Raw genomic sequence first — 21,486 nt, 5'->3', positions numbered from 1 at the left:
AAATACACAATTATATATTAGCAGGTATATATTAGCAGGAAAACAGATGGCCTACTCCGTTATCAAAGCCTTACACATCATTTTTATGGTCAGCTATTTCGCAGGGATCTTCTATCTAGTGCGTCTTTTTGTCTACTATAAGGATACCGATGATTTTGACGAAACCCGCCGGAAAATCCTCCGCGAACAATACAATTTCATGGCAGCACGCCTCTGGAACATCATCACGCTGCCAGCAGGAGTACTTATGCTCTCCTTCGGTATCGTAATGATTGTGATGAATCCAGGCTTGCTTTCCGCGCCGTGGTTTCATTTGAAACTTACATTCCTGCTTGCCCTCGCAGCCTACCACGCTTGGTGCTGGAAGATGGTACGGCTCATAAAAAATTTAAACGGAGAAAACCTGCCTAAAGACAACCTGAAACTGCGTATGGCAAACGAATTTGCAACCCTGATTCTCTTCGCTGTGGTTTTCACTGTGATTCTCAAGAATCTGGCACTTGAGCACTGGTGGCAGCTCCTCCTGGGTTTTGCGGGCTTTGTGGTTCTTATAATGGCTACCGTGCGGCTTGTAAACCGAAGAAAAAATAAATCCAATAGCTGATGAAGCCAATTTTAAAAAAAGAATTGTGGAGCTATCTGGGCAGCTACACGGCGTGGACGGCCTTTGCTGCGTTCAGCCTCGTGAGTGCCGCGTTCCTTTTTTTCTTCAGTAATGATTTCAACCTTCTGGATATCGGGGCAGCCTCTCTGCAAAGCTATTTCGTGCTTGCCCCCTGGATTTTGATGTTTGTAATTCCCGCACTTACTATGCGCAGCATCGCGGAGGAGCAGCAAACCGGCACGCTTCAGTTCCTTTTCACTTTGCCCGTGAAACTGTCGGACATTGTTCTGGGTAAATTTCTCGCCGTTTGGCTCATAGGGCTTCTTTGCCTGCTACCCTCCCTAATGCACCTTTGCACTATCCATTTTTTGGGGATCCCCAATGGCAACTGGGATTTTGGCGCTACATTTGGCAGCTATTTAGGGCTCACACTCCTTACCGGCGCCTTTTCTGCGCTTGGCATCCTCTGCTCCGCGCTCTCCTCCAGCCAGGTCTTAGCCTACCTCCTCGGACTTCTGCTATGCTTTACGATGTATTTCGGGATCGAGCAGCTCGCCAATTTTTCGCTGCTAGGAAGTGCGGATTTTTTCCTGCGGAACCTGGGTTTTTATTATCATTTTCAAGGATTTACCAGGGGGCTGATCGACAGCAGAGACCTCTTCTACTTTGTACTGATGATTTTGCTGAACCTCCTTCTGGCAGGCTGGATTTTGAAAAGAAAAAAATGAAGAAAACTACCCTACCCTATATTTTTTTAATCCTGATCTCCCTGCTGGGAGCGGCTGGGGTTTTTAAATTCCGTCTGGACCTCACGGCAGACCGGCGGTACACGCTCTCCGATACATCCGAAAATATTTTAACACAGATTAAACATCCTCTTCGTTTCGAAGTTTATCTCGAAGGCGATTTCCCCGCCAACTTCAAGCAACTGCAGTCGGAGACAAAATTTATGCTGGAAGAATTCCGAAGAATTAATCCCAACATCAGTTTTAAATTTACTGATCCTGTAAAAAATAAAATGTCCAAAGACACGCTGATGGCGATGGGGATGCAGCCATCGGTGCTCCCAGATGTGCGGGACGGCAGGATTTCGCAGATTGTACTCTTCCCCTATGCCGTTGCCAAGTACGAAGGCAGAGGAATTTCCGTGCCGCTGATTTCTCAGCAGCAGAATGTAAACGCCGATGAACAGCTGAACCGCTCGATCGAGAATTTGGAATACAGCCTGATTTCCGCGATAAAAAATGTGATGCAAACTGAACGGAAAAACATCGGCATCCTCGTAAACCACGATGAACTTCGGCCGGATGAATTCCAAGGTTTTATGGAAATGGCAACGGAAAATTACAATGCCTTTCCCATCATCCCGAAAAACCTTCAGGAACTGACTTTGGAGGATTTCCCGAACCTTTCGAGAACGCAGGCACTGGTAATTGCAAAACCGCGGAAAGCCTTTAGCGATGACGAAAAACTGCTGCTGGACCAATACATAATGAAGGGCGGGAAAACGCTGTGGATGCTGGATGCGGTGAATGCTGAGATGGATACGCTGATGCGCTCAAACAAAATGGTGGCGATGCCGATAGACCTGAATCTTGGCGATTTTTTCTTCAATTATGGATTGCGAATAAATCCGTCTTTGGTAAAAGATTTTAAAAAATTCGCTTTACTGCGCCTGGTAACCGGCGAAATCAGCGGCAATCCGCAATATATGAGTTTGCCGTGGCCTTATTTTACGCTGGGGATTGATGAGGCCAACCACCCAATCACGCGAAACATCAACCCCGTGAAATTTGAGTTCCCAACTTCCATTGATACGCTTGCAAGACCTGGCATTAAAACGAAGGTGCTGTACGAATCGTCCGACAGAACGACGCTGAAACAGGTGCCGAATTTTGTGGATCTGAAGGAAATTGCCAGCGTGGATTCTTTGGGAATGAATGAAAAAGCGAGCACGCCGAAAATCTATGCCGTGGCATTGGAAGGCCAATTTCCTTCTGCCTATGCTACGAGAATGCAGCGCAATACTTTCCCGAATTTTTCCGCGCAAAGCCCTGAAAATAAGATGATTGTAATTGCGGACGGTGATGTGGGCAGGAATAAATTGTTGCGTGGCGAAGCCTTGCCCTTGGGAATGGATGTGCTTACAAATGAGCACTTTGGGAACGAGCAGTTTTTGCGCAATGCTTTGGATTGGCTTCTGGACGATGCCAACTTGATTGATTTGCGGAACCGCAATATTGAGGCACGGCTCTTGGACCGCGGAAGAATTAGCGAGGAAAGGGCGTTTTGGCAATGGCTGAATTTGTTGCTGCCACTATTCGTGATAGGAATCTTCGGCGCAAGTTTGTTTTATTTCCGAAGAAAATTTTCCCGGTAAAATCAGGCTTATTGCTTATATATCAACATCTTTTATATAGTCTTCAAATTCGTAGAAAAATCTTTCGAAACCGTCCATTTTCTCAACGAAAAATTCGAAGATTTCTCGCCAGCTATCTTTATTGTAGATGGATACGCCGTGCTTTTCCACCCAAAATCTGGAAATCGTTTTGCCGTTTTCCAAAGCGTAAGATTCATCCTTCTGAAAATCGCCAACATAATCGGCAAGCATATTTTCCAGCGACCAAATTTTATCGTAATAGGCTTTGCGCAAGTCTTCGTCCTTCATTTCTATTTCCAGCGAAACCTCTGCCTTTTTGTTATCCGCAAAAAATTTAAAGGAAAAATCCTTAATTTTCGTGTCATACAGCAGCCACTTTCTTGGAAAAGCTTTTCCAAAAACCGTCCAGAATTCCGTCTTCAGCTGCTGCGCTTCCTGTCTTGAAAACATTTTAAAAAAAAATCCCTCATCGCTGAAGGATTCTGCAAAATTTATGTAAAAATTAAATTACGCCCAATTCCTTCCCTACTTTTTCGAAGCCTGCAATGGCCCTATCCAGCTGCTCTTTGGTGTGCGCCGCCGAAAGCTGCACCCTGATTCTTGCCTTGCCTTTCGGAACAACCGGGTAGAAAAACCCGATGACATAGATGCCTTCGTCCATCAGCATTTCAGCCATTTTTTGCGCTAAAGGTGCATCGTAAAGCATCACGGGAACAATTGCCGCATCGCCATCCGGAATGTCGAAACCCTTGACTTTCATCTCATTACGGAAATATTCCGCATTTTCCATCACGCTGTCTCTCAGCGAAGTATCGGCAGAAACCAGGTCAAGAACCTTCATTGCCGCACCCACAATTCCTGGTGCCAAAGAATTCGAAAAAAGATAAGGCCGAGACCTTTGCCGAAGCATATCGATAATTTCCTTTTTCCCCGAAGTGAAACCGCCCAAAGCACCGCCCAAAGCTTTGCCCAGCGTAGAAGTGATGATATCCACCCTGCCCATTACATCATTTGCCTCGTGCGTTCCGCGGCCAGTTTTGCCGATAAATCCTGTGGCGTGAGAATCATCTACCATCACCAAAGCATCGTATTTTTCTGCCAAATCACAAATGCCCTTCAAGTTGGCAACTATGCCGTCCATTGAAAAAACGCCATCAGTCACAATAATTTTAAAGCGGTGGTTCTGTTCGGAAGCAGTCTTCAGTTGCGCTTCCAAATCCACCATATCATTATTCTTGTATCTGTAACGCGCTGCTTTACAGAGCCTTACGCCATCGATGATGGAGGCGTGATTGAGCTCGTCGGAAATAATAGCATCTTCCGCCGTGAAAAGCGGCTCGAAAACGCCACCGTTTGCATCGAAGCACGCCGCGTAAAGAATCGTGTCTTCCATTCCCAAAAAGTCGGAAATTTTTTCTTCCAATTCCTTGTGGATGTCCTGAGTTCCGCAGATAAAGCGGACGGAGGACATCCCGTAGCCACGCTTCTCAATCATATCTTGCGACGCCTTCATCACTTCAGGATGATTCGCCAAGCCAAGATAATTATTGGCGCAGAAATTTAGCAGCGTTTTTCCGTTGGCTTCAATTTCTGCCGATTGTTGCGAAGTAATGATGCGCTCTCTTTTGTACAGTCCGTCGTTATCTATGCTCAGCAATTCATTTTGCAGATTTTTCAAAAATTTTTCAGAAATCATAATTTTTTTTTTCCCGCTAATTTAGCCTAAAAAATCGGAATCGGCTAAAAGAAGTTTCTCAAATGCTAGGCGCTCCTCGCTTCTCTGCATCACTTTCCCGCAAAATTTGTATCCAAGTTTTTCTGCGGTTTTCAGCATTGCCAGATTATCAAAATTTGTATCCAATCTTATGCTTTTAAACTGATTTTCAAGTGCATAACCTTCCGCCATATTAAGGAAAATACCGGCTAGGCCGCGTCCCTGCTGCCCCTCTGCCACCGCTAGCCTGTGCACCGCGATGTAGTTTCCATCAGAAAGCCATTCTCCGAAAATATATTCGTAATTAGGGTCCGGCGCGGGAACTAATGCAGCATAAGCGACGGCAACTCCATTTTCTAAAAGCAAATAGGCTTGGTTTTTAGCAATATCATCGGCTACCACCTCAGGGTTTGGATAGCCGTCCTGCCATTGGGCACTTCCCGATTCGGCACGCAGACGGATTCCGTGCTGAAGGATTTTCCAGATTAAATCTGCTTGCTCATTTTTTGCACAGACAAGCGCGTGGGTTTTAGTCTGAAAATTATCGTTTAAAAATTTATCAATAATTTCAAAAGCGCGGAACTCCTCCAGTAAGGTAACTTTTAGTTTATATAACCCGGAAGCTTCGTACTCGTTTACAATTTCCGGGCTCATTCCTTCGGCAGATAGATGGCCTGCTATATCCTCCACGAGCCGCAGATTTTCATCTTCAAATACGGTGGCGGTCATATCTTTTTATTATGTTTGCAAAAATAATGATGAATACTAAAAATAACGACAAAGGCAAAACCTGGTTAAAACGAGTGGGCATCGGTGGTCTGGTATTTTTCACAGTAAAAGGGCTTGCCTGGCTGGCGGTCTTTTATTTGGGAGCGGAGGGCCTGAGGAGCTGCGGGGGTTAAATCAATACATCCATTAGTTTTTCCAGCGCGACTCCCCGGGAGCCTTTCAGCAGAATGTTCTCCCACTGTGGCGGGTTTTCTCTGAGATGCTCCGCGAGTTGCTCGGTGTTTCGGTAAGCATTCTCGCTGTTTTCTTCAAGGAAATTTTCTCCTACCGTGATTATCTCATTGAATTTCAGTGTTTTAGCTAAGGATAAAATAGCTTGGTGCTCTCTCCTACTTTCCGCGCCCAGCTCCAGCATATCTCCCAGAATCACAGCTTTTGTGCCTTTGAAGTCAGCAAAATTCCGAAGGGAAGCCTCCATACTGCTGGGGTTGGCGTTGTAGGTATCCAGCAGCAGTTTTCTGCCTTTTTTTTCTACAACCTGCGAGCGCATATTGGTAGGTTTATAGTTTTCAACTGCATTTTTTATTTTGTGAAAGGGAATGCCGAAATGCAATCCTAAAGCTGCAGCGGCGCAAAGGTTCGTAAAATTGTAAGGACCTGTGAGGTGGGAAATAGCGCAAACATCGCGATAGCAGATCCCGACGAAATTATCCTTTTCAGCGGGAGAAAATTCATAATCTGAATTGGCTGTGCTGAAAGTAATAGTTTTCGGATATTTTTCAGTTTTTTCTGCCTGCAATGGGTCTGCAGCATTCACCAAAACTGTTTTGCTGTTTTTTAGCAGGAAATCATAAAGCTCAGATTTTCCTTTTATTACGCCCTCAAATCCGCCAAATCCCTCCAGGTGCGCCTTACCGAAATTGGTGATATATCCGTAATCTGGTCTGGCGATACTGCAGAGAAATTCTATTTCCTTCTGATGATTAGCACCCATTTCCACCACGGCAATTTCGTGAAAGGCTTTTACGGAAAGCAGCGTAAGAGGCACTCCGATATGATTGTTTAAATTTCCCTGCGTGAACTGCACTTTGTACTTTTCTGCCAAAACTGCGCTGATGAGCTCTTTGGTAGTGGTTTTGCCGTTGCTTCCGGTAAGCCCGATTATTGGGATGTTTAGTTTTTCTCTATGATGCACTGCGAGTTCCTGAAGAAACTTTAATGTGGAAGGAGTGTAAAAAATATTTTTGTCGGGATTCTCATAATTTTTATCTTCAACAATCGCTGCCAGCGCACCGGACTCGATGGCCTGCTCTGCTGCCAGCGCAGCGTTGAAATTTTCTCCGGAAAAAGCAAAGAAAATGTCGCCTGGCTGTACCTTCCTGCTGTCTATAACGGTGTTGCTTGATTTTAGAAAAATCTGGTAAAAATCCGAAATGTTCATCATTCAAAAATAAAAAACCTTCCCAATACGGGAAGGCTTTACTGAAAAAAATTCACATTATCTCCTCGACCTGCCTCCTTTTGCATTGGCAGCATCCTGCGCAACGCGGAAGCCAATCCATCCATAGGCTTTATTTTCATTTTTGAATCTGCGCTGCCCCGGATCCAGCCAATAAGCAGTGTCCTGCCAGGAGCCGCCTTTTACAACGCGGGACTCGTTAGAGACTGCGGAAGTCCTTTGCCTTTCATCTTTTTCCAGAATCACGCGGCCTTTTTCATCCACACGAAATCTCGTGCGTGGGGAATTGTACATGCTGTAGGACCCTGAACTGTCCGGTTCGCGTCCGTAGCCCGCATCCAGTGATGACATAAAGTCACCATCCCGGAAGTCACTGTTATCTGCAATTACTTCGCGCTCAAACTGCCCCGGCATATTCCGGTAAACAAGTCTCCCGTCCGCTAGGGTATCAAATTTAACAGAGCCGGCTTCTACTTTTTTCAATGAGCCGTCGCCATTTCTTACGATTTCAGTGGTCTTCGCCCCTCTGTAGTAGTTAAAATCACTTGCTTCTTCATCTATTATCGGGCGATACACATCGGCAGTCCATTCTGCTACATTTCCATACATACCGTAGATTCCAAGGTCGTTGGAAGGATATTGGCGTACATCGGAGGTAATGGGCGAGCCGTCATTCTTCCAGCCTGCGACACCGGAATAGTCACCTCGGCCGTATTTAAAGTTTTCCAGGAACATTCCTCTGGTTCTCCCTTTTTTACCGCGCAGATCCTGAATTTTTGGATCCTTGCCAAGGTAGTTGTTATAGTCGCGGTTTTTCTGCAGGCCGAGCGCAGCGAATTCCCACTCTACCTCTGTAGGCAGTCGGAATTTTGTAACGGCGCCGGAAGTGGAATTCATGTTCGCAGCCCGGATCCGCTCGTTATTGGTACGGATTCCGGTACTTTTCTGCATCCTCTGCGTATTGAGGTATTGCTGCATTTCCGGATCGTTGGATTTATATTTATCCAAAGTAAAAGAAGCATACCCGGAGTTGTTGGCAGCATCAGAATAGAGATTTTTAGATATAAGGCCTTTGTCCATAAGGGCTTTCTCGTTTGCCCTATCGGTCAGCCAGTCGCAATAGCGGTTTGCCTGCGTCCAGGATACGCCCACTACGGGATAAAAATCAAACTCCGGACCCCGGAAATAAGATTCTGCAAAATCATTCCTCGAGAGCTTATTGTTCCATACGAGGGTATCCGGCAGCGCCCCGGTGTAGATGTCCCTAAATTGCGGATCGCTTGGTGGAAATACATATTTCAGCCAGGTTACATATTCACGGTATTCGTAGTTGGTGATTTCCGCCTCTCCTATAAAAAATGAGCTCACCTGCATTCTGCGTGGGGTATTGTTCCAGTCGTGCATTACATCGTCCTGAACCAGCCCCATGGTGAATGTCCCACCTTCTACATATACCATCCCCGGCCAGCCTTTTACCTTTTGCTGCCTACCGGTGAAAAACCAGCCTTTCTGATCGTTTGGCTTCCAGCCTGTCGTGCTGGTAAAGCGCTTAGTACCACCGCCTTTTTTTACATTTCCGCAGCCGGTAAGCAGCATCGCGGAGGTCATCAGTAAGGCGGCTAAGAACCTTGGTCGTTTCATGATCGGTTTTGAAAAAATTCGCGTACAAAGAAAAAGCATTTTCTCCAATCTACAAAAAGTATTTGGATGTTTTTCCAGGTAAGATTAAAGAAACAAATATTTTTGAGCCCAGTATTAACTATTTTGCATTAAATTTGAAACCTTAAAATTATCTCTGATGCGGAAGCGCCCTATTAGTATTTTACTCCTTGCCCTTGGCAGCAGCCTGGCGGCACAAAAAGTTGAAATTCAGTGGGGGGAACCACGGATTGCCGATTTTGGCAGCACTAAAAGAACTTATCCCGATTTTAAAAACGAAGGCTACGACAGCGACGGCATCAATGTTTATCTTAATTATAAGACTGCAGTAGAAAATCCTGTGGTGCAAAACCCGGTCTGGGAAAAAACCGAAGAGGTGTACGACCTCCGTATAGAAGAATCCGGGGAAGCGCCCGCCGGCACCTATCCATACACTACTTTTGCAGCGGCGGGCAGCGCGGAGACCATTATCAGGATACCCACCTACAAATTTGAAAACGGGCAGGCATTCCGCCTGAAGTCATTTGTAATAAACAAAGATGAGAGCAAATCGGCAAATTCTGAAACCGCAAAGCGGCTCGGGACCGGGCGCGCCAAGGTAGACTACGGCAACCCTTTTGCATCCCAAAATACTTTCTACAAAATAAGGGTTGACAAAAGCGGGGTTTTTAAAATCACGAAAAAATTCCTTCAGGAAATGGGGATAAATGCCAACAGCGTAAACCCTAAAAACCTGCATATCTACGGCAATGGCGGAGCCATGCTGCCGGAGTACAATGCGGACTTCCAGTACCCCGCCCTGCAGGAGGCGGCGATACAGGTGGTGGGGGAAGATGACGGGAAGTGGGACGATGGGGATTATGCGCTCTTCTACGCCCAGGGGCCGGATGCCTTCAACCTTTACAGAAACAGCAGCAACCAAAGCCCCGCTGCGCGCACCGAGACCAGGTTCGACGCCTCCCGCCATATAAAAAACATCTACGAGGACGCAGCCTATTATTTTATCAGTTTTGATGGCATCCCGGGAAAAAGAATTCCGGAAGTACAATCTCCCGCAGGCGGGGAGAACATTACACGCTATGATGATTATCAGTTTATAAACAATGACAAGCTAAACTTGATGCGCCTCGGCCGCGTGTGGGTGGAGGAAGCGGTGCGGAATGAGAAAAAAATAAGTTTCAAGCTGAGAACCCCCCTCAGGCAGGAGGATGCCGTATATTACAGGACATCTTATGTGGGCTATAAATCGCAGGGAAATTCCATCACTACCACAATCAATAATTCAGCAAAATACACGCAGCGCGTGGCAAACCAGTCCGGCAGCGATTTTTCCAAAATGCTAAAGACTGGCACACTAAGCTCCCCCGGTACCAGCACGCTGGAGTTCAGCGCCGTGCCGAATATTTCCGGTAACCCGAATGGCGTCTTTTATTTCGACTATGCCGAGGTGATGTATCCACAGGATCTCAACTTCAACGGCAGCCAGATGAACTTCCGGAAATACAGCATTGATCAATATCCCGGGAGCACATATACATTCAGCTTCACAGAAAATAGCGGGCTGGAGCAGGTGTGGGATGTATCCGACAATGTAAACCCTGTGCGCAAGCTGAATGCCGCCGGCAGCGGGAATTTCCGCTTCGGCCATACCGTACGGGATGATTTTCAGAACGAGTTTGTAGCCTTCAAGGCAGGCGCTGCCTACCTCCCGAAATTCGTGGGCAAGGTGCAGTACGGCGGCGGCAAGGACCTGATGAGCCTTACTAACATCGACTACCTCATTATCACCGGGAAAAATTTTCTATCCGAAGCCAACCGCCTGAAAAGCTATCACGAAAACAGCAGCAAATTTAATGTAGCCGTGGCAGATGTGGAGCAAATTTACAATGAATTCGGCAGCGGCAGCAGGGACATTACGGCAATACGGAACTTCGTGACCCGCCTGCACCGGCAGACCGGCAACCTGAAATATGTTCTGATTTTAGGGGATACCAGCTATGATTTTAAAAACCGCGTGCAGGGGAATGACAACATTGTTTCCAGCTACCAGAGCGAGTACAGCGGGGATTTTATCTCAAGCTATGTGACGGATGATTATTTCGTGATGACAAGGGAAAATTCCTCTATGGGCAGCAATGTGCCGGACCTGCCCATCGGCAGATTGCCCGCTGCCAGCCTTTCGGAAGCCAAGGTTTTGGTGGATAAAACGCTGGCTTACTACAACGCACTGCCCGGGCAAAGCTCCCCTTTCGGGGACTGGCGCATGAAGCTGGACTTCGTGGTGGATGATGATAATGACGACCGCATAGGCAACACGGGCGGGCAGCCTTTCAACCCTATTCTGAACGGGAACTTCCACGATGTGATGGATTTTGTCATCAAAAACAATTTTGAAAAAGACAGGCGTACAGAGTACAACATCCGCAAGCTATACCTGGATGCTTTCCCGGCAGAATCCAGCGCGGGCGGCCAGAGATACCCGCTGGTAAACCAGGCGATCAGCAGCGACATAAACAACAGCCTCTACCTCTTCTACTTCGGGCACGGCGGCATCAACGGGTGGGCGCAGGAGCGCGTACTGACCCTGGATGAAATCAAAGCCTTTAACAACTTTAACCCGGCATTTACCCACCTGCCGCTGGTTTCTACCATCACCTGCGAATTTACTCTCTGGGATGATCCGGATATGAAGAGCGCCGGCGAGCAGCTGATGAAGCTTCGCACCGGCGGCGCAGCCACCCTGATCACCTCCAGCCGCGCGGTAGGCGTAAGCTACGGAAGGAGGTTTACGAACACCTTTACCAACCACATTTTTGAACAGAATTCCCAGAACGAATTCCGTACGCTGGGCGAAGCGCACCTCGCCGCGAAGAAAGAGCACGGCTACGACTCTAACCACCTGAAGGTAAACTTCCTCGGCGATCCTGCGATGAGGCTCAGCAGGCCGAAGGAAAACATCGTAATAGAGGAAATCAATACGCCTACCGGGGTGCTCCGCGCTTTGGATAAAGTTGTGGTAAAGGGGTTCATTAAAAATGATGACGGCACACTCAACCAGGGTTTTAACGGCAGAGTAGTGGTAAATATTTATGATAAAAAAACTGAAAAAACAACCAGAAACAACGATGGCGACCTTACGCCTGTGCTGAAATACAGCGAAGAATCCTCAGCCCTGGTAAAGGCATCAGGGAAGGTAGAAAGCGGCAGATTCGAGGTGGATTTTTATATCCCGAAAGATATTGATTACAATATCGGCGACGGCAGAATTCTGGTTTATGCTGATAACTTCGAGACGGCAAAATCGCAGGCATTCGATGTCTTTGCCTCCAAACCGGTAAAAGTGGGCCAAATTAATGAAAATTCGGAAATCATCAACGATACCGAGGCACCGAAAATACAGCTCTATTTGAACAACACCAATTTTGCTGACGGCGGTATTGCAAACGAAAATCCGGTGGTGCTCGCGTGCCTTTCCGACAATTCCGGCATCAACTCCACCGGAGCTGGCATTGGGCATGACATAACGCTGATACTGGACGGCGAGGTGGTAAATACCCAGGTGCTGAATGACTTCTACGCGCCGGGGGACGGCAATGGCTGTACTAACCCCGGCAATCTTGCAGATTTTCAGAGGGGCAGCGTCTCCTATCCGCTGCGAAACCTTCGCCCGGGAGATCACCAGCTTACGATGAAAGTTTGGGATATTAACAATAATTCCTCCACGGCATCGTTAAACTTTGTAGTGCGGGACTCAAAAGATGAGGGACTGGCAATCAACCGGCTGCTGAACTGGCCAAATCCTTTTACGGATAAAACTTATTTCCAGTTTGAACACAATTGTGACAGTGTTCTGGAAGCCAGCGTGCAGATCTATACCATCACTGGGAAGCTTGTGCGCAGCATCCGCCAGCATGTATCCTCGGAGAGGTTCCTTCAGGGCTACCGCACGCCGCGCCAGGCGATTATGTGGGATGGCAGGGACGATCACGGTAGCGCGGTGGGCAGAGGCACTTACATCTACAAGGTGAATGTGAAAAGCCCCGACCAGGAAAAATGCCGCGGAAGCGCTACCGCAGTGGAAAAATTGGTAATTTTGAAATAATTTAAAATATATAAAGAAAAGAGTGATGAAGATTACAAAAAAACTGATTGCCAGCCTTAGCTTAGGCGTATGTGTACTTGCTTTTGCGCAGGAAGATCCAGGTCCCGGGCCGGTACTTACCGGGGCACCTTTCTTAAGAATCGCGCCCGATGCACGCTCCGGCGGTATGGGGGACCAGGGTGTAGCTACCTCTCCGGATGCGTTTTCGCAATTCTGGAACGCTGCTAAGTTTCCTTTCAGCAATACCTCGGCGGCAGTGGGCGTGAATTATACCCCATACATGAGCAAGCTTACGAACGATGTATTCCTTCTGTATGCCAACTATCATCAGTTTCTGGGGCAGGATGAGCGCTCTACCATTTCTGCCAGCCTATACTACTTTAATATGGGCGAGGTAGAGCTCAACGAGCTTGTGGGCAGCGAGATTGCTTCCCTAGGAAAATCAAAACCTAATGAATTCTCTCTGGATGTAGCCTATGGCTTGAAACTTTCCGATACCTACGCAATGGCGGTTACCGGCCGCTACATCCGCTCCGATCTTGGCGGGAATTTCGGAACCAACAGTACGCTAAAGGCGGCAAACACCTTTGGTATTGATGTTTCAGGTTTCTACAAATCCAACAGGCACGACAGCTTCGGCGATTACGAAGGGCAGGTGCGCGGGGGGTTCGCATTCCAGAACCTTGGGCCTAAGCTCGATTATTCCGGAGATGAGGAGTCAAAATCCTACCTGCCGACTACTATGAGGCTCGGCGCAGGCTATGATCTTTTCATTGATGATCAAAATAAAATAGGAATCACGCTGGAAGCTTCTAAACTTCTGGTGCCTGGCGCAGAGGTTGTGGACTACAACGAGGAAGAAATCGATGGGGAAATTATAAAAACGCCAATATACCAAATTCCCAACTATGGGGTGATGGAAGGCATCGGGAAGTCCTTCAACAGCAGCAGCAATCCAAAATCCATAATGTTCAGCGGCGCGCTGGAATATGCCTATGCCGATGCATTTGCCATCCGCACCGGCTACTTCCACGAGAGCAAGGAGCAGGGCGGCAGGCAGTTTGCTACTGTGGGTCTTGGTTTAAAATACCAAAATTTTGGTCTTGATATTTCCTACCTGATTAATACGGCGAAGGAAAATTCCGCATTGGATAATACTCTTCGCTTCGGCCTTACCTGGAACTTCGGGCAGCCGACTTCCAACGCAGATTATTAATTCGTATTATACAGAAATAAGAAAGACAGCCTGAAATCGGCTGTCTTTTTTATTAAATGGGAAAGCAAGTGTGTTTCAATCTTTCATTTAGAGGTCCTCGCCGGCCTTACCTCAATTTTGCTCGGCAGGGTTCTCGGGTTCATTTTTATCAGATCCACTACCAGCTGGCCGATGTCTTCTGGCTGAATTTTCCAGGCATCTTCCTCAGAGGGCGTGTGCCCGTTGAAGTAGCTTGCCACTGAGCCCGGCATAATGGTGGTTGCCTTTATATTGTGCTTCCGCAGGTCCAGCATCGCAGCCTGCGTGAAGCCTACCACGCCAAATTTTGAAGCATTGTAGCCTGCTCCGTTTTCAAAAAAATTGGTGCCGGCAAGGCTCGCAATTGTGATGAAATAACCTTCGGATTTCTTCAGTTGCTCCACTGTGGCTTTTAATGTAAAAAAGCAGCCCGTGAGGTTGGTATCAATCATATCGTTCCACTCTTCCTCGCTTAGCTCATCCACAGGCTTGAAAATCCCCAGGCCAGCATTGGCGATGGTGTAATCGATTCTGCCGAACTTCTGTACGGCGAGGTTTGCGGCCTTTTGTTCGTCAGAAAGATTTCTAGCATTTGAGACAATACCGAAAACTTCCCCGTACTGAGAGAGCTCCTGCTCTGCTCTTTCCACATCTTGCGCTTTTCTGCCGGTAAAAGCCACGGCGATACCGTTTTGCAGCAATGCTTTGGCAATTCCAAATCCTATTCCCTTTGTACCGCCAGTAATGTAGGCTGATTTTTTTTCCATTGTTTAAAATTTTCTTTAAATTCCACACCCCTGAAGTCCAGGGCGCATATATTTAACAAATTATTTTTTTATGAATTTTTGAGTAGTTATTTCACTATCTGTTTGTACTTTCAAAATATAATTCCCTGGTGATAAATGTCTCAAATTCAGCTTTTTCCCACTAAATTCAGACTTGACACTTTTTCCTGTTGCATCAAAAATGGTCACGGACTTTATTATATTTTCAGAAATGACATTGATGAACTCTGATGCTGGGTTTGGATAAATTTCTACTTTTAATCTCTCCTCAGAAATTGCTTCCCTTAAACCGAGTGGAACAGTACCAATCGCTTCCGCTGAGTAGTTATCAAAACCGATAGTATGTGCAATTGAGCTTCCGGTTGTTGGAACATAGTTCATAAAATCGTGCTCATCAGGCTTGGAACCACCACCAATTGGAGTTAAGGTAGCGGGCAAGCCAAAAGTTCCTTCAGGTGTTTGGAAGTAGGCATTTCCCGTCACCAAATCAAAATAATAACCCAAGCTAACCCAGGAATCTGTAGGATATTTTTGTTTACCAAGTTTCACAACATGCAGGCCCTCACCAGCGGTGCTTTTTGCCTGAATATATCCTCTGGCTTCACCTGTAGCATAATCGATGCCAATTCCGGCAAGCCATCGGTTTGGCTCATAGAGCATAGACCTTAAACTTCCTGAACCGCCCGGAAAGTTTCTGCCCGTATGGACATCGAAAGTAACCTTAATGATGTTATTTCCTTCCTGCAAATCAGCCACCGAAAAATTACCCTTAAAAACATATTTCGGCTTGTTTTTGCTGCCAATCAACTGGATTGATTTTCCGTGCTGCTCATCATAGCTTACGATTTGGTAGTCTGTTGGCAATCCATTTTGAGAATACCAATTTCCCTGACCTGCAACAACGCCATTAGCCGGAGAACCTAAATCACCTAGATTTAAAATTTCAAAATCTTCTTTCTGAATTATTTGACAATTAACCTTTACAATAAATAAGAGGGTTATAATTAATAAAATATTTTTCATAGGTTACAAAATTTGAATAAATTAAAAAGGTCAGATTTTAAACTGACCTTTTTAAGTATTTACTTCTTAATAAACTTGTGCGTAGATACCCCGCCGGAAGTCTCAACCTTCAGAATGTAGGCACCTTTCGGTAACTTGCTGACATTCAGAATCTTGGAAGCGGCAGCGGTCTGTACAGCCTTACCGGAAGCATCAAATACTTTAGCTGAAAGCACCTTATCTGCTGTGCGGATATTCAGCACATCGGTTACAGGATTCGGGAATACGGACACCTCTGCTACTGCACTTTCTATAGTTGCGGTAGCTGTGCTCAGGAAGGTTTCCAGCTTATCCACCGCCTGCAGCTTCAGGTTATCCACAGCGCCGGTGTATTTTGCATTATTTCCGGTACTGTATGGCAGGAAGAAATCGAATTCTGCTGGATCAATATCCTTTGCTACGGAGTATCCGTCTATCTGAAGAAGCGTTTGCTTATCCCCTACGCGGTATGCAATCTCACCATCAGTCTTATTATATGAAAAACCTACTTTTATCCAAGTATCTTCCTGAAACTGGTCACTCCAAAGGCCAATATTATATGCAGTGGCTTGCGTGTCACCATCTTTTACCAATGATGCCAGGCCGCGCACAGTTTTAGCCTTGGTATCGTAAGTGATTCCTGCAATAGTACTCCCCTTCGAGTCATAAAGTACTGCACCCAGGCGGTGGCTGCCAGTAGGCTTACCTGTGTAGATTTCAAACTGGCCTACGAGAATGTTTTTATCATTGTCTCTAGCAGCCCAAGATGCTTCAATATCCTTGAATGCCCAGCGGATGTCAGCAATTGTAGTACCGGCACCCCCTGTAAGGAAAAGCGTTTTCCCGTGATCATCCCCGGTATCCATAATCTGATAATCTGCAACGGAGCCGCTGTAAACATTCCAACCATTTTGCCCGGCGAGAGTCATCCCTTCAGTAAGGTTGCCAGGTTTCATATCATCGAAGGTTTCGGTAATGAGAACCTGCGCTGACGCGATTGTTGCGGTAAGCAACGCAGCAGAAAATAATAGTTTTTTCATTGTAAAAAAATTTAATGTTTGCAAGACAAATATATTAACTTTTCTTAACAATGCAAATATTTTTAAAAAAAAATTGATTCCCGAGGGAACCAATTTTTTGCAACATCCTATTTTGAAAAATTTTCAAAGAAACGGGGAATACTTTCAATACCTTTTAAAAAATTATAAAGCCCGAAATGCTCATCCGGGGAATGTATAGCGTCGCTATCCAGCCCAAAGCCCATCAGCACAGATTTAGCTCCTAAGACCTCCTCAAAAAGCGCGGTAATAGGGATGCTGCCCCCGCTCCTATATGGCAGTACCTCCTTGCCGAATGCCTGGGACATCGCATCCTTAGCCGCCAGAAACTCTTTGGAATCTGCGGGGAGCAGGTACGGCATTCCGCCGTGGTGCGGGGTTACTTTCACCTTCACATTCTCTGGTGCGATTTTCTCAAAATAAGCCGAGAATTTTTCAGTAATTTCATCCGGGGTTTGGTAAGGTACCAGCCTCATGGAAATTTTTGCATAGGCTTTGCTCGGGATTACAGTTTTTGCGCCCTCCCCGGTGTAGCCTCCCCAAATGCCGTTCACATCGAGGGTCGGGCGGATGGAGGTACGCTCCAGCGTGGTGTATCCCTCCTCGCCTTCCACACCGCGCAGGCCTATGGATTTTTTAAACTCCTCTGGGTTGTCCTTCAGCCTGTTCATCTCGGCTCGCTCTTCGCCGGATACATTTTCCACATTATCATAAAATCCGTCGATGGTGATGTGGCCTTTATCATCAATCAGCTGCGCAATCATACGGCTGAGGATATGGATGGGATTCGGCACCGCGCCACCATACAGCCCGGAATGCAGGTCGCGGTTCGGGCCTTCCACCTCCACCTCTACATAGCTGAGGCCGCGCAGCCCGGTGGTCACGGTAGGCTGCTCACTGGAGTAGATGTGTGTATCAGAAATCAGGATGCAGTCGCATTGGAGTTTTTTCTTGTTTTCCTTCACGAATCCGCCAAGGCTTACGGAGCCTACCTCTTCCTCGCCTTCAATAATAAATTTCACATTGCACGGCAGGGAATCTGTCTTCATCATTGCCTCAAAGGCTTTGATGTGCATAAAAAACTGGCCCTTATCATCTGCGGAACCTCTGGCGAAAATGGCACCATCCGGGTGAAGGTCTGTCTTTTTTATATACGGCTCGAAGGGTGGCTCGCTCCATAGCTCCAGCGGATCGGCAGGCTGAACATCGTAATGCGCGTACACCAATACCGTAGGCAGCGTATCGCTGATGATTTTCTCGCCGTACACTATGGGGTTGCCCGAAGTACTGCAGAGCTCCACAGCATCCGCGCCCGCAGAACGCAGAAAATCCGCGACTTTTTCGGCGCAAGCGATCACATCATTTCTGTAAGCCGGATCGGCTGAAACGGATGGTATCCTAAGCAATTCAAACAATTCTTCTACAAATCTTTCGCGATTTTGCTGAATAAATTCTAATGTTTTTTCCATTTTGTTAAAAAAAAAGCCTCACCCTCTGGCGAGACATATTGTGAATATCTGACTTATTTATTTTTCCGGAGTGGTGGCATTGTTCACCGGTGCGCTCGTGCTTGGCTTGGTCTCCACCGCTGCGGGGCTGGCGGCTGCTGCACTGTCTGCTACCACCGGGGCAGCGGCTACTGCGCCGGCGGAATCTCGCACCGGCTGAAGCTTCACCTGCTCCTTATCGTCGTTATAACGCTCCACGCCTTCTTCCATTTTTATAGCGTTTTTATTGCCTCCGGCAGCCACTTTTTTGCAGGAAACCGCCAGGCTGGCGATCGCCATTGCGAATATCAGTTTTTTCATTGTTTATCTGTTTACGGCAAATTTAAAAAATATTTTCTCAGATTCTTCAAACCGACTGTAAAATAATTTTCCCGGAAAGGGTTTTCGTAAAAATCAGGTACTCTTCGCCGCCGTCTTTTATTTTATATTTTTTTCGTATTTCGTCCGGAGTGAGCGGGTAATTTTTTGAAATAATGTTAAATTTTCCGCCTTTAGGGATTTCTTTTGGGCTAATGGTTTTCATTTCCAAAATACGCCCCGGGAATTCCTCAAGCAGCTCTTCAGAAGTAAAAATCTGAGTGTTCGGGTGCAGTTTTTTCAGGGTAAATTTTTTACAGATGGCTCCCCAGGCGCCGGTTTTCAGCAGTGCATTGTTCGGGAGGTAAATGTATTTCAGCGGTGATGAATATTCCGGCTGGCTTGCTGCCTCTTCATTCATTAAAAAACTGAAAACCGTATCATCGGCAAGGTCTGCAGCAAATACGGATACATCGCTGCAGGCAGCATTTTTTCTGCAGAGGGCTAAAACTTCCTTCACATCATTTTTCAAGGCAACGATGTGGATTTCAGCGAGATTTATGATTTTTTCTTTCAGCAATGCAAGGTCGGTCAGTGGTGATAGCTTGATTAAAATTCTTTCCGAAATTTCAGACAGCCGCCCTTGGATCTCCAGGATGTTTGGGGACATATCCTCCAGGTGGAATACCTTTTTTTTATTCTTATCCCGGCGCGCAGGATCTAGGTAAATTAAATCAAAATGTTCCTGCGTCTCACTTATAAATTCCTCAAGTTTTGTGTTAATGAACCGTGCCTCCCTGCCCAATATCTGCCAGTTGTGTGCCACCGTGCCGAGTAATTCCCCATCCTGCTCCACCAGAATTGCCTCCCTGAATTTTTGTGAAATAAACCAGGCATCGATGCCAAATCCTGTAGTAAGGTCTGCGAAAAGTTCCCCGCTGCCCGCGATGTTTGATTTATACCTTGCTGCCGCCTCGGAGCTAGCCTGCTCCGTGCTGAGCCACGCGGGATGCAGGATACCGCTGCGGCTGAGGAAGGGATATTTTTTCTGCGCCGTGCGCCTGCCGTGTATCTGCGCGGCAAGTTCTTGCATCGTGATGCCCGGGAATACGGGTTTTTTCAGGATCAGTTTGTGTAGGTCGGCATTGAGATTTTCTTCGATGAATGCCTGGACATCCTCTGCAAGAATATTTTTATTTGGCATAAGAATTCAGAGGCGGAGCAGAAAATCTTTAGCACTCAGCACCGGCTTTCGGCTTTGCTGATCTGCGAAGCGCCCCGTGATGTATGCGGTGATGCTGTAGCAGCGCTCCGCCAGGGTGCAGTTTACCGAGGTCTCGAAATCAGGATATTCCGAATTTAAGGCAATTACCATATCCTCCCTGCTGCACTCCATAGTTTCCAGAAATACCAGGAGCTGGCTGATCTTTTCTGCTGCCTCCGGAAACGGCACCGCTGCGGAAACTTCGCTGCAGACCGCCGCGAGCGCTACCGACGATATGCAGCCCTGCAGCCTTCGGTTTTCGCAGTGGCTAAGCAGTTTTGCTACATCTTCCACGCCCTCTCTGCTAAAGAGCAAATCCAGAATTACATCACTCCCTATCAGTACCTTCTCCATTTTTCTTTTTGTTTTTGGTTCCGGGCTTTCTGCCGCGTCTTTTTGGGCTATCCTGTCTTTTCTCCGTAGCTTTTGGCGCAAAAAGACCCTTCAGGGAGCTTACGATTTCGCCTTCTTCTGCGGGAGGATGGGGCTGTTGTTTCTGGTCGATTTCTTCTAAATATTTCCCGACAATTTCCGAAAGGTTCTGTTTGTTTTCCCTTGCAAAAACTTTTGCTTTTTCTATCAAATCCTTTTCTAATGTCAGAGTAAGTTTTCCTTTCATCAATTATAATTTCTCTTCGTCTTCATAAATCATCTGAAATCATCTGTCCACGCTGGTGCTGTCCGCAACAAGGATGAAGATTTCTTCATTCGGTTTTTTCATGAAATAATTTTCGCGGGCAAATTTTTCTTTTTCCTCTTTATTATTCATAAGTTTTTTGTAGAAGCTGTCGTTTTTGTGGTACTCCTCCTTATAGTACTCCAGCTGCTTTTCGTAGCGGGCGATTTCCTTGTTTATTTCGTTGATCACCAGAAACGAGGTACTGTCGAAAAAGGTCATCCATACCAGAAACAGCAGCACGGTGATAATATACTTATTCAGGAAATACCGCCTCAGCAGGCGCCAGGCGCGGGATTTTGGCTTTATGTCTTTTATCAAATTATCTTGCTGCATTGTTTTCTTTTTTTAATGAATGGTAAATAACTGTGGTGAGAATTTCTATCGCCATCAGATTCTGCCGCATATTGGGGATGATGAGATCCGCCTCATTTTTAGATGGTTCGATAAACTCCTGATGCATAGGCTTCAGGGTAGTCTGGTACCTTTGCAAAACCTCCTCCAGATCCCTGCCCCGCTCCTGCGTATCCCTTCGGATCCTGCGGATCAGCCTCTCGTCGGAATCGGTCTGCACATACACTTTCAGGTCAAACTCCTTCAGCAGTTCCTTGGAGGTAAGCACCAGGATGCCCTCCACAATCAAAACTTCCTTCGGCTGCACCACGGTATAATCCCCCGTCCTGGAATGCGTTACAAAGCTGTACACAGGCTGATGGATGCTCTCCCCCCTCTTCAGCGCCTGCACATGCTGCGTTAAAAGCTCGAAATCTATGGATTTCGGGTGATCATAATTCAGCAGCTCCCGGTCTGCAAGCGGAAGATGCTGATTATCCCGATAATAATTGTCCTGCGAAAGGACATTCACCCCATCCACATTCAATTTCCGGAGCACATTATTTACCACCGTAGTTTTGCCGCTTCCCGTCCCGCCTGCGATGCCTATCGTAAGCATTCTTAAGTTTTTACAAAGATAAAA

Annotated in this window: 21 protein-coding genes; 6 read left to right on the top strand and 15 right to left on the bottom strand. The window is 46.6% G+C overall.

Annotated features, from left to right (window positions below; translation table 11 throughout):
• The first annotated feature begins 46 nt into the window (after positions 1 to 46).
• From BUB43_RS06575 to gldG, 3 genes are read left to right on the top strand one after another with little or no spacing between them, the layout of a single operon-like run.
• On the top strand, positions 47 to 604 hold the full coding sequence (locus BUB43_RS06575) for a CopD family protein (protein WP_073179456.1): 558 nt from the start codon (positions 47 to 49) through the stop codon (positions 602 to 604).
• Positions 604 to 1,332, top strand: a complete 729-nt coding sequence (locus BUB43_RS06570) for an ABC transporter permease (protein ID WP_073179454.1) — start codon at positions 604 to 606, stop codon at positions 1,330 to 1,332. Before BUB43_RS06575 ends, BUB43_RS06570 begins: the two co-directional genes overlap by 1 nt.
• Positions 1,329 to 2,984 carry a gliding motility-associated ABC transporter substrate-binding protein GldG gene (gldG, locus tag BUB43_RS06565; RefSeq protein ID WP_073179453.1) on the top strand — a complete coding sequence of 552 codons (1,656 nt, stop codon included), beginning with the start codon at positions 1,329 to 1,331 and terminating at the stop codon, positions 2,982 to 2,984. Before BUB43_RS06570 ends, gldG begins: the two co-directional genes overlap by 4 nt.
• A gap of 15 nt (positions 2,985 to 2,999) precedes the next feature.
• On the opposite strand, the gene BUB43_RS06560 is transcribed toward gldG, so the two are convergent.
• Genes BUB43_RS06560 through BUB43_RS06550 form a run of 3 tightly spaced genes read right to left on the bottom strand, consistent with a single transcriptional unit; the run spans position 3,000 to position 5,427 of the window.
• Complete coding sequence (locus BUB43_RS06560) at positions 3,000 to 3,434, bottom strand: DUF4268 domain-containing protein (RefSeq protein WP_073179451.1); 435 nt, start codon at positions 3,432 to 3,434, stop codon at positions 3,000 to 3,002.
• Between the two features lie 52 nt (positions 3,435 to 3,486).
• On the bottom strand, positions 3,487 to 4,680 hold the full coding sequence (gene kbl, locus BUB43_RS06555) for a glycine C-acetyltransferase (protein ID WP_073179449.1): 1,194 nt from the start codon (positions 4,678 to 4,680) through the stop codon (positions 3,487 to 3,489).
• Positions 4,681 to 4,701: 21 nt separating this feature from the next.
• A complete protein-coding gene (locus BUB43_RS06550; protein ID WP_260200477.1) occupies positions 4,702 to 5,427 on the bottom strand; it encodes a GNAT family N-acetyltransferase in 726 nt (241 codons plus the stop codon).
• A gap of 26 nt (positions 5,428 to 5,453) precedes the next feature.
• Here BUB43_RS06550 and BUB43_RS11260 point away from each other — a divergent pair, with 26 nt between their 5' ends.
• Entirely contained in the window at positions 5,454 to 5,600 is a 147-nt protein-coding gene (locus BUB43_RS11260; RefSeq protein ID WP_159430232.1) for a hypothetical protein, read from the top strand.
• Here BUB43_RS11260 and BUB43_RS06545 read toward each other — a convergent pair.
• Positions 5,597 to 6,868, bottom strand: coding sequence for a UDP-N-acetylmuramoyl-tripeptide--D-alanyl-D-alanine ligase (locus tag BUB43_RS06545; protein WP_073179448.1), 1,272 nt, complete (start codon positions 6,866 to 6,868; stop codon positions 5,597 to 5,599). The genes BUB43_RS11260 and BUB43_RS06545 overlap by 4 nt on opposite strands.
• Before the next feature lie 57 nt (positions 6,869 to 6,925).
• Positions 6,926 to 8,527, bottom strand: a complete 1,602-nt coding sequence (gldJ, locus tag BUB43_RS06540) for a gliding motility lipoprotein GldJ (RefSeq protein ID WP_073179554.1) — start codon at positions 8,525 to 8,527, stop codon at positions 6,926 to 6,928.
• A gap of 157 nt (positions 8,528 to 8,684) precedes the next feature.
• Here gldJ and porU point away from each other — a divergent pair, with 157 nt between their 5' ends.
• Positions 8,685 to 12,647 (top strand): type IX secretion system sortase PorU, encoded by a 3,963-nt coding sequence (porU, locus tag BUB43_RS06535; RefSeq protein WP_073179446.1) that lies wholly within the window; start codon positions 8,685 to 8,687, stop codon positions 12,645 to 12,647.
• A 25-nt stretch (positions 12,648 to 12,672) separates the two neighbouring features.
• Positions 12,673 to 13,863 (top strand): type IX secretion system outer membrane channel protein PorV, encoded by a 1,191-nt coding sequence (gene porV, locus BUB43_RS06530; protein WP_073179444.1) that lies wholly within the window; start codon positions 12,673 to 12,675, stop codon positions 13,861 to 13,863.
• Between the two features lie 83 nt (positions 13,864 to 13,946).
• Here porV and BUB43_RS06525 read toward each other — a convergent pair whose 3' ends face one another.
• From BUB43_RS06525 to udk, 10 genes are all read right to left on the bottom strand, one after another.
• Positions 13,947 to 14,648 carry an SDR family oxidoreductase gene (locus BUB43_RS06525; protein ID WP_073179442.1) on the bottom strand — a complete coding sequence of 234 codons (702 nt, stop codon included), beginning with the start codon at positions 14,646 to 14,648 and terminating at the stop codon, positions 13,947 to 13,949.
• A 60-nt stretch (positions 14,649 to 14,708) separates the two neighbouring features.
• Positions 14,709 to 15,689, bottom strand: a complete 981-nt coding sequence (locus BUB43_RS06520; protein WP_073179441.1) for a T9SS type A sorting domain-containing protein — start codon at positions 15,687 to 15,689, stop codon at positions 14,709 to 14,711.
• A gap of 59 nt (positions 15,690 to 15,748) precedes the next feature.
• Complete coding sequence (locus BUB43_RS06515; RefSeq protein WP_073179439.1) at positions 15,749 to 16,747, bottom strand: T9SS type A sorting domain-containing protein; 999 nt, start codon at positions 16,745 to 16,747, stop codon at positions 15,749 to 15,751.
• A 107-nt stretch (positions 16,748 to 16,854) separates the two neighbouring features.
• The gene (locus BUB43_RS06510) at positions 16,855 to 18,234 is read right to left on the bottom strand and encodes a dipeptidase (protein WP_073179437.1); all 1,380 of its coding nucleotides are present in this window, start codon (positions 18,232 to 18,234) and stop codon (positions 16,855 to 16,857) included.
• 57 nt (positions 18,235 to 18,291) lie between these two features.
• Positions 18,292 to 18,573, bottom strand: coding sequence for a hypothetical protein (locus BUB43_RS06505; RefSeq protein ID WP_073179436.1), 282 nt, complete (start codon positions 18,571 to 18,573; stop codon positions 18,292 to 18,294).
• Between the two features lie 46 nt (positions 18,574 to 18,619).
• A complete protein-coding gene (locus BUB43_RS06500) occupies positions 18,620 to 19,774 on the bottom strand; it encodes a class I SAM-dependent methyltransferase (protein WP_073179434.1) in 1,155 nt (384 codons plus the stop codon).
• Positions 19,775 to 19,780: 6 nt separating this feature from the next.
• Positions 19,781 to 20,188, bottom strand: a complete 408-nt coding sequence (locus BUB43_RS06495; RefSeq protein ID WP_143154054.1) for a PIN domain-containing protein — start codon at positions 20,186 to 20,188, stop codon at positions 19,781 to 19,783.
• Complete coding sequence (locus BUB43_RS06490; protein ID WP_073179430.1) at positions 20,163 to 20,453, bottom strand: DUF6364 family protein; 291 nt, start codon at positions 20,451 to 20,453, stop codon at positions 20,163 to 20,165. The genes BUB43_RS06495 and BUB43_RS06490 overlap by 26 nt, the downstream gene beginning before the upstream one ends.
• A gap of 39 nt (positions 20,454 to 20,492) precedes the next feature.
• A complete protein-coding gene (locus BUB43_RS06485) occupies positions 20,493 to 20,846 on the bottom strand; it encodes an FtsB family cell division protein (RefSeq protein ID WP_073179428.1) in 354 nt (117 codons plus the stop codon).
• Positions 20,833 to 21,462 carry a uridine kinase gene (udk, locus tag BUB43_RS06480; RefSeq protein ID WP_073179426.1) on the bottom strand — a complete coding sequence of 210 codons (630 nt, stop codon included), beginning with the start codon at positions 21,460 to 21,462 and terminating at the stop codon, positions 20,833 to 20,835. Before udk ends, BUB43_RS06485 begins: the two co-directional genes overlap by 14 nt.
• Positions 21,463 to 21,486: the final 24 nt, after the last annotated feature.

The sequence above is a fragment of the Cruoricaptor ignavus genome (assembly GCF_900141665.1).
Classification (GTDB): domain Bacteria; phylum Bacteroidota; class Bacteroidia; order Flavobacteriales; family Weeksellaceae; genus Cruoricaptor; species Cruoricaptor ignavus.
The sequence above is the reverse complement of the archived record's forward strand: the minus strand, read 5'-3'. Positions and strand labels throughout refer to the sequence as shown.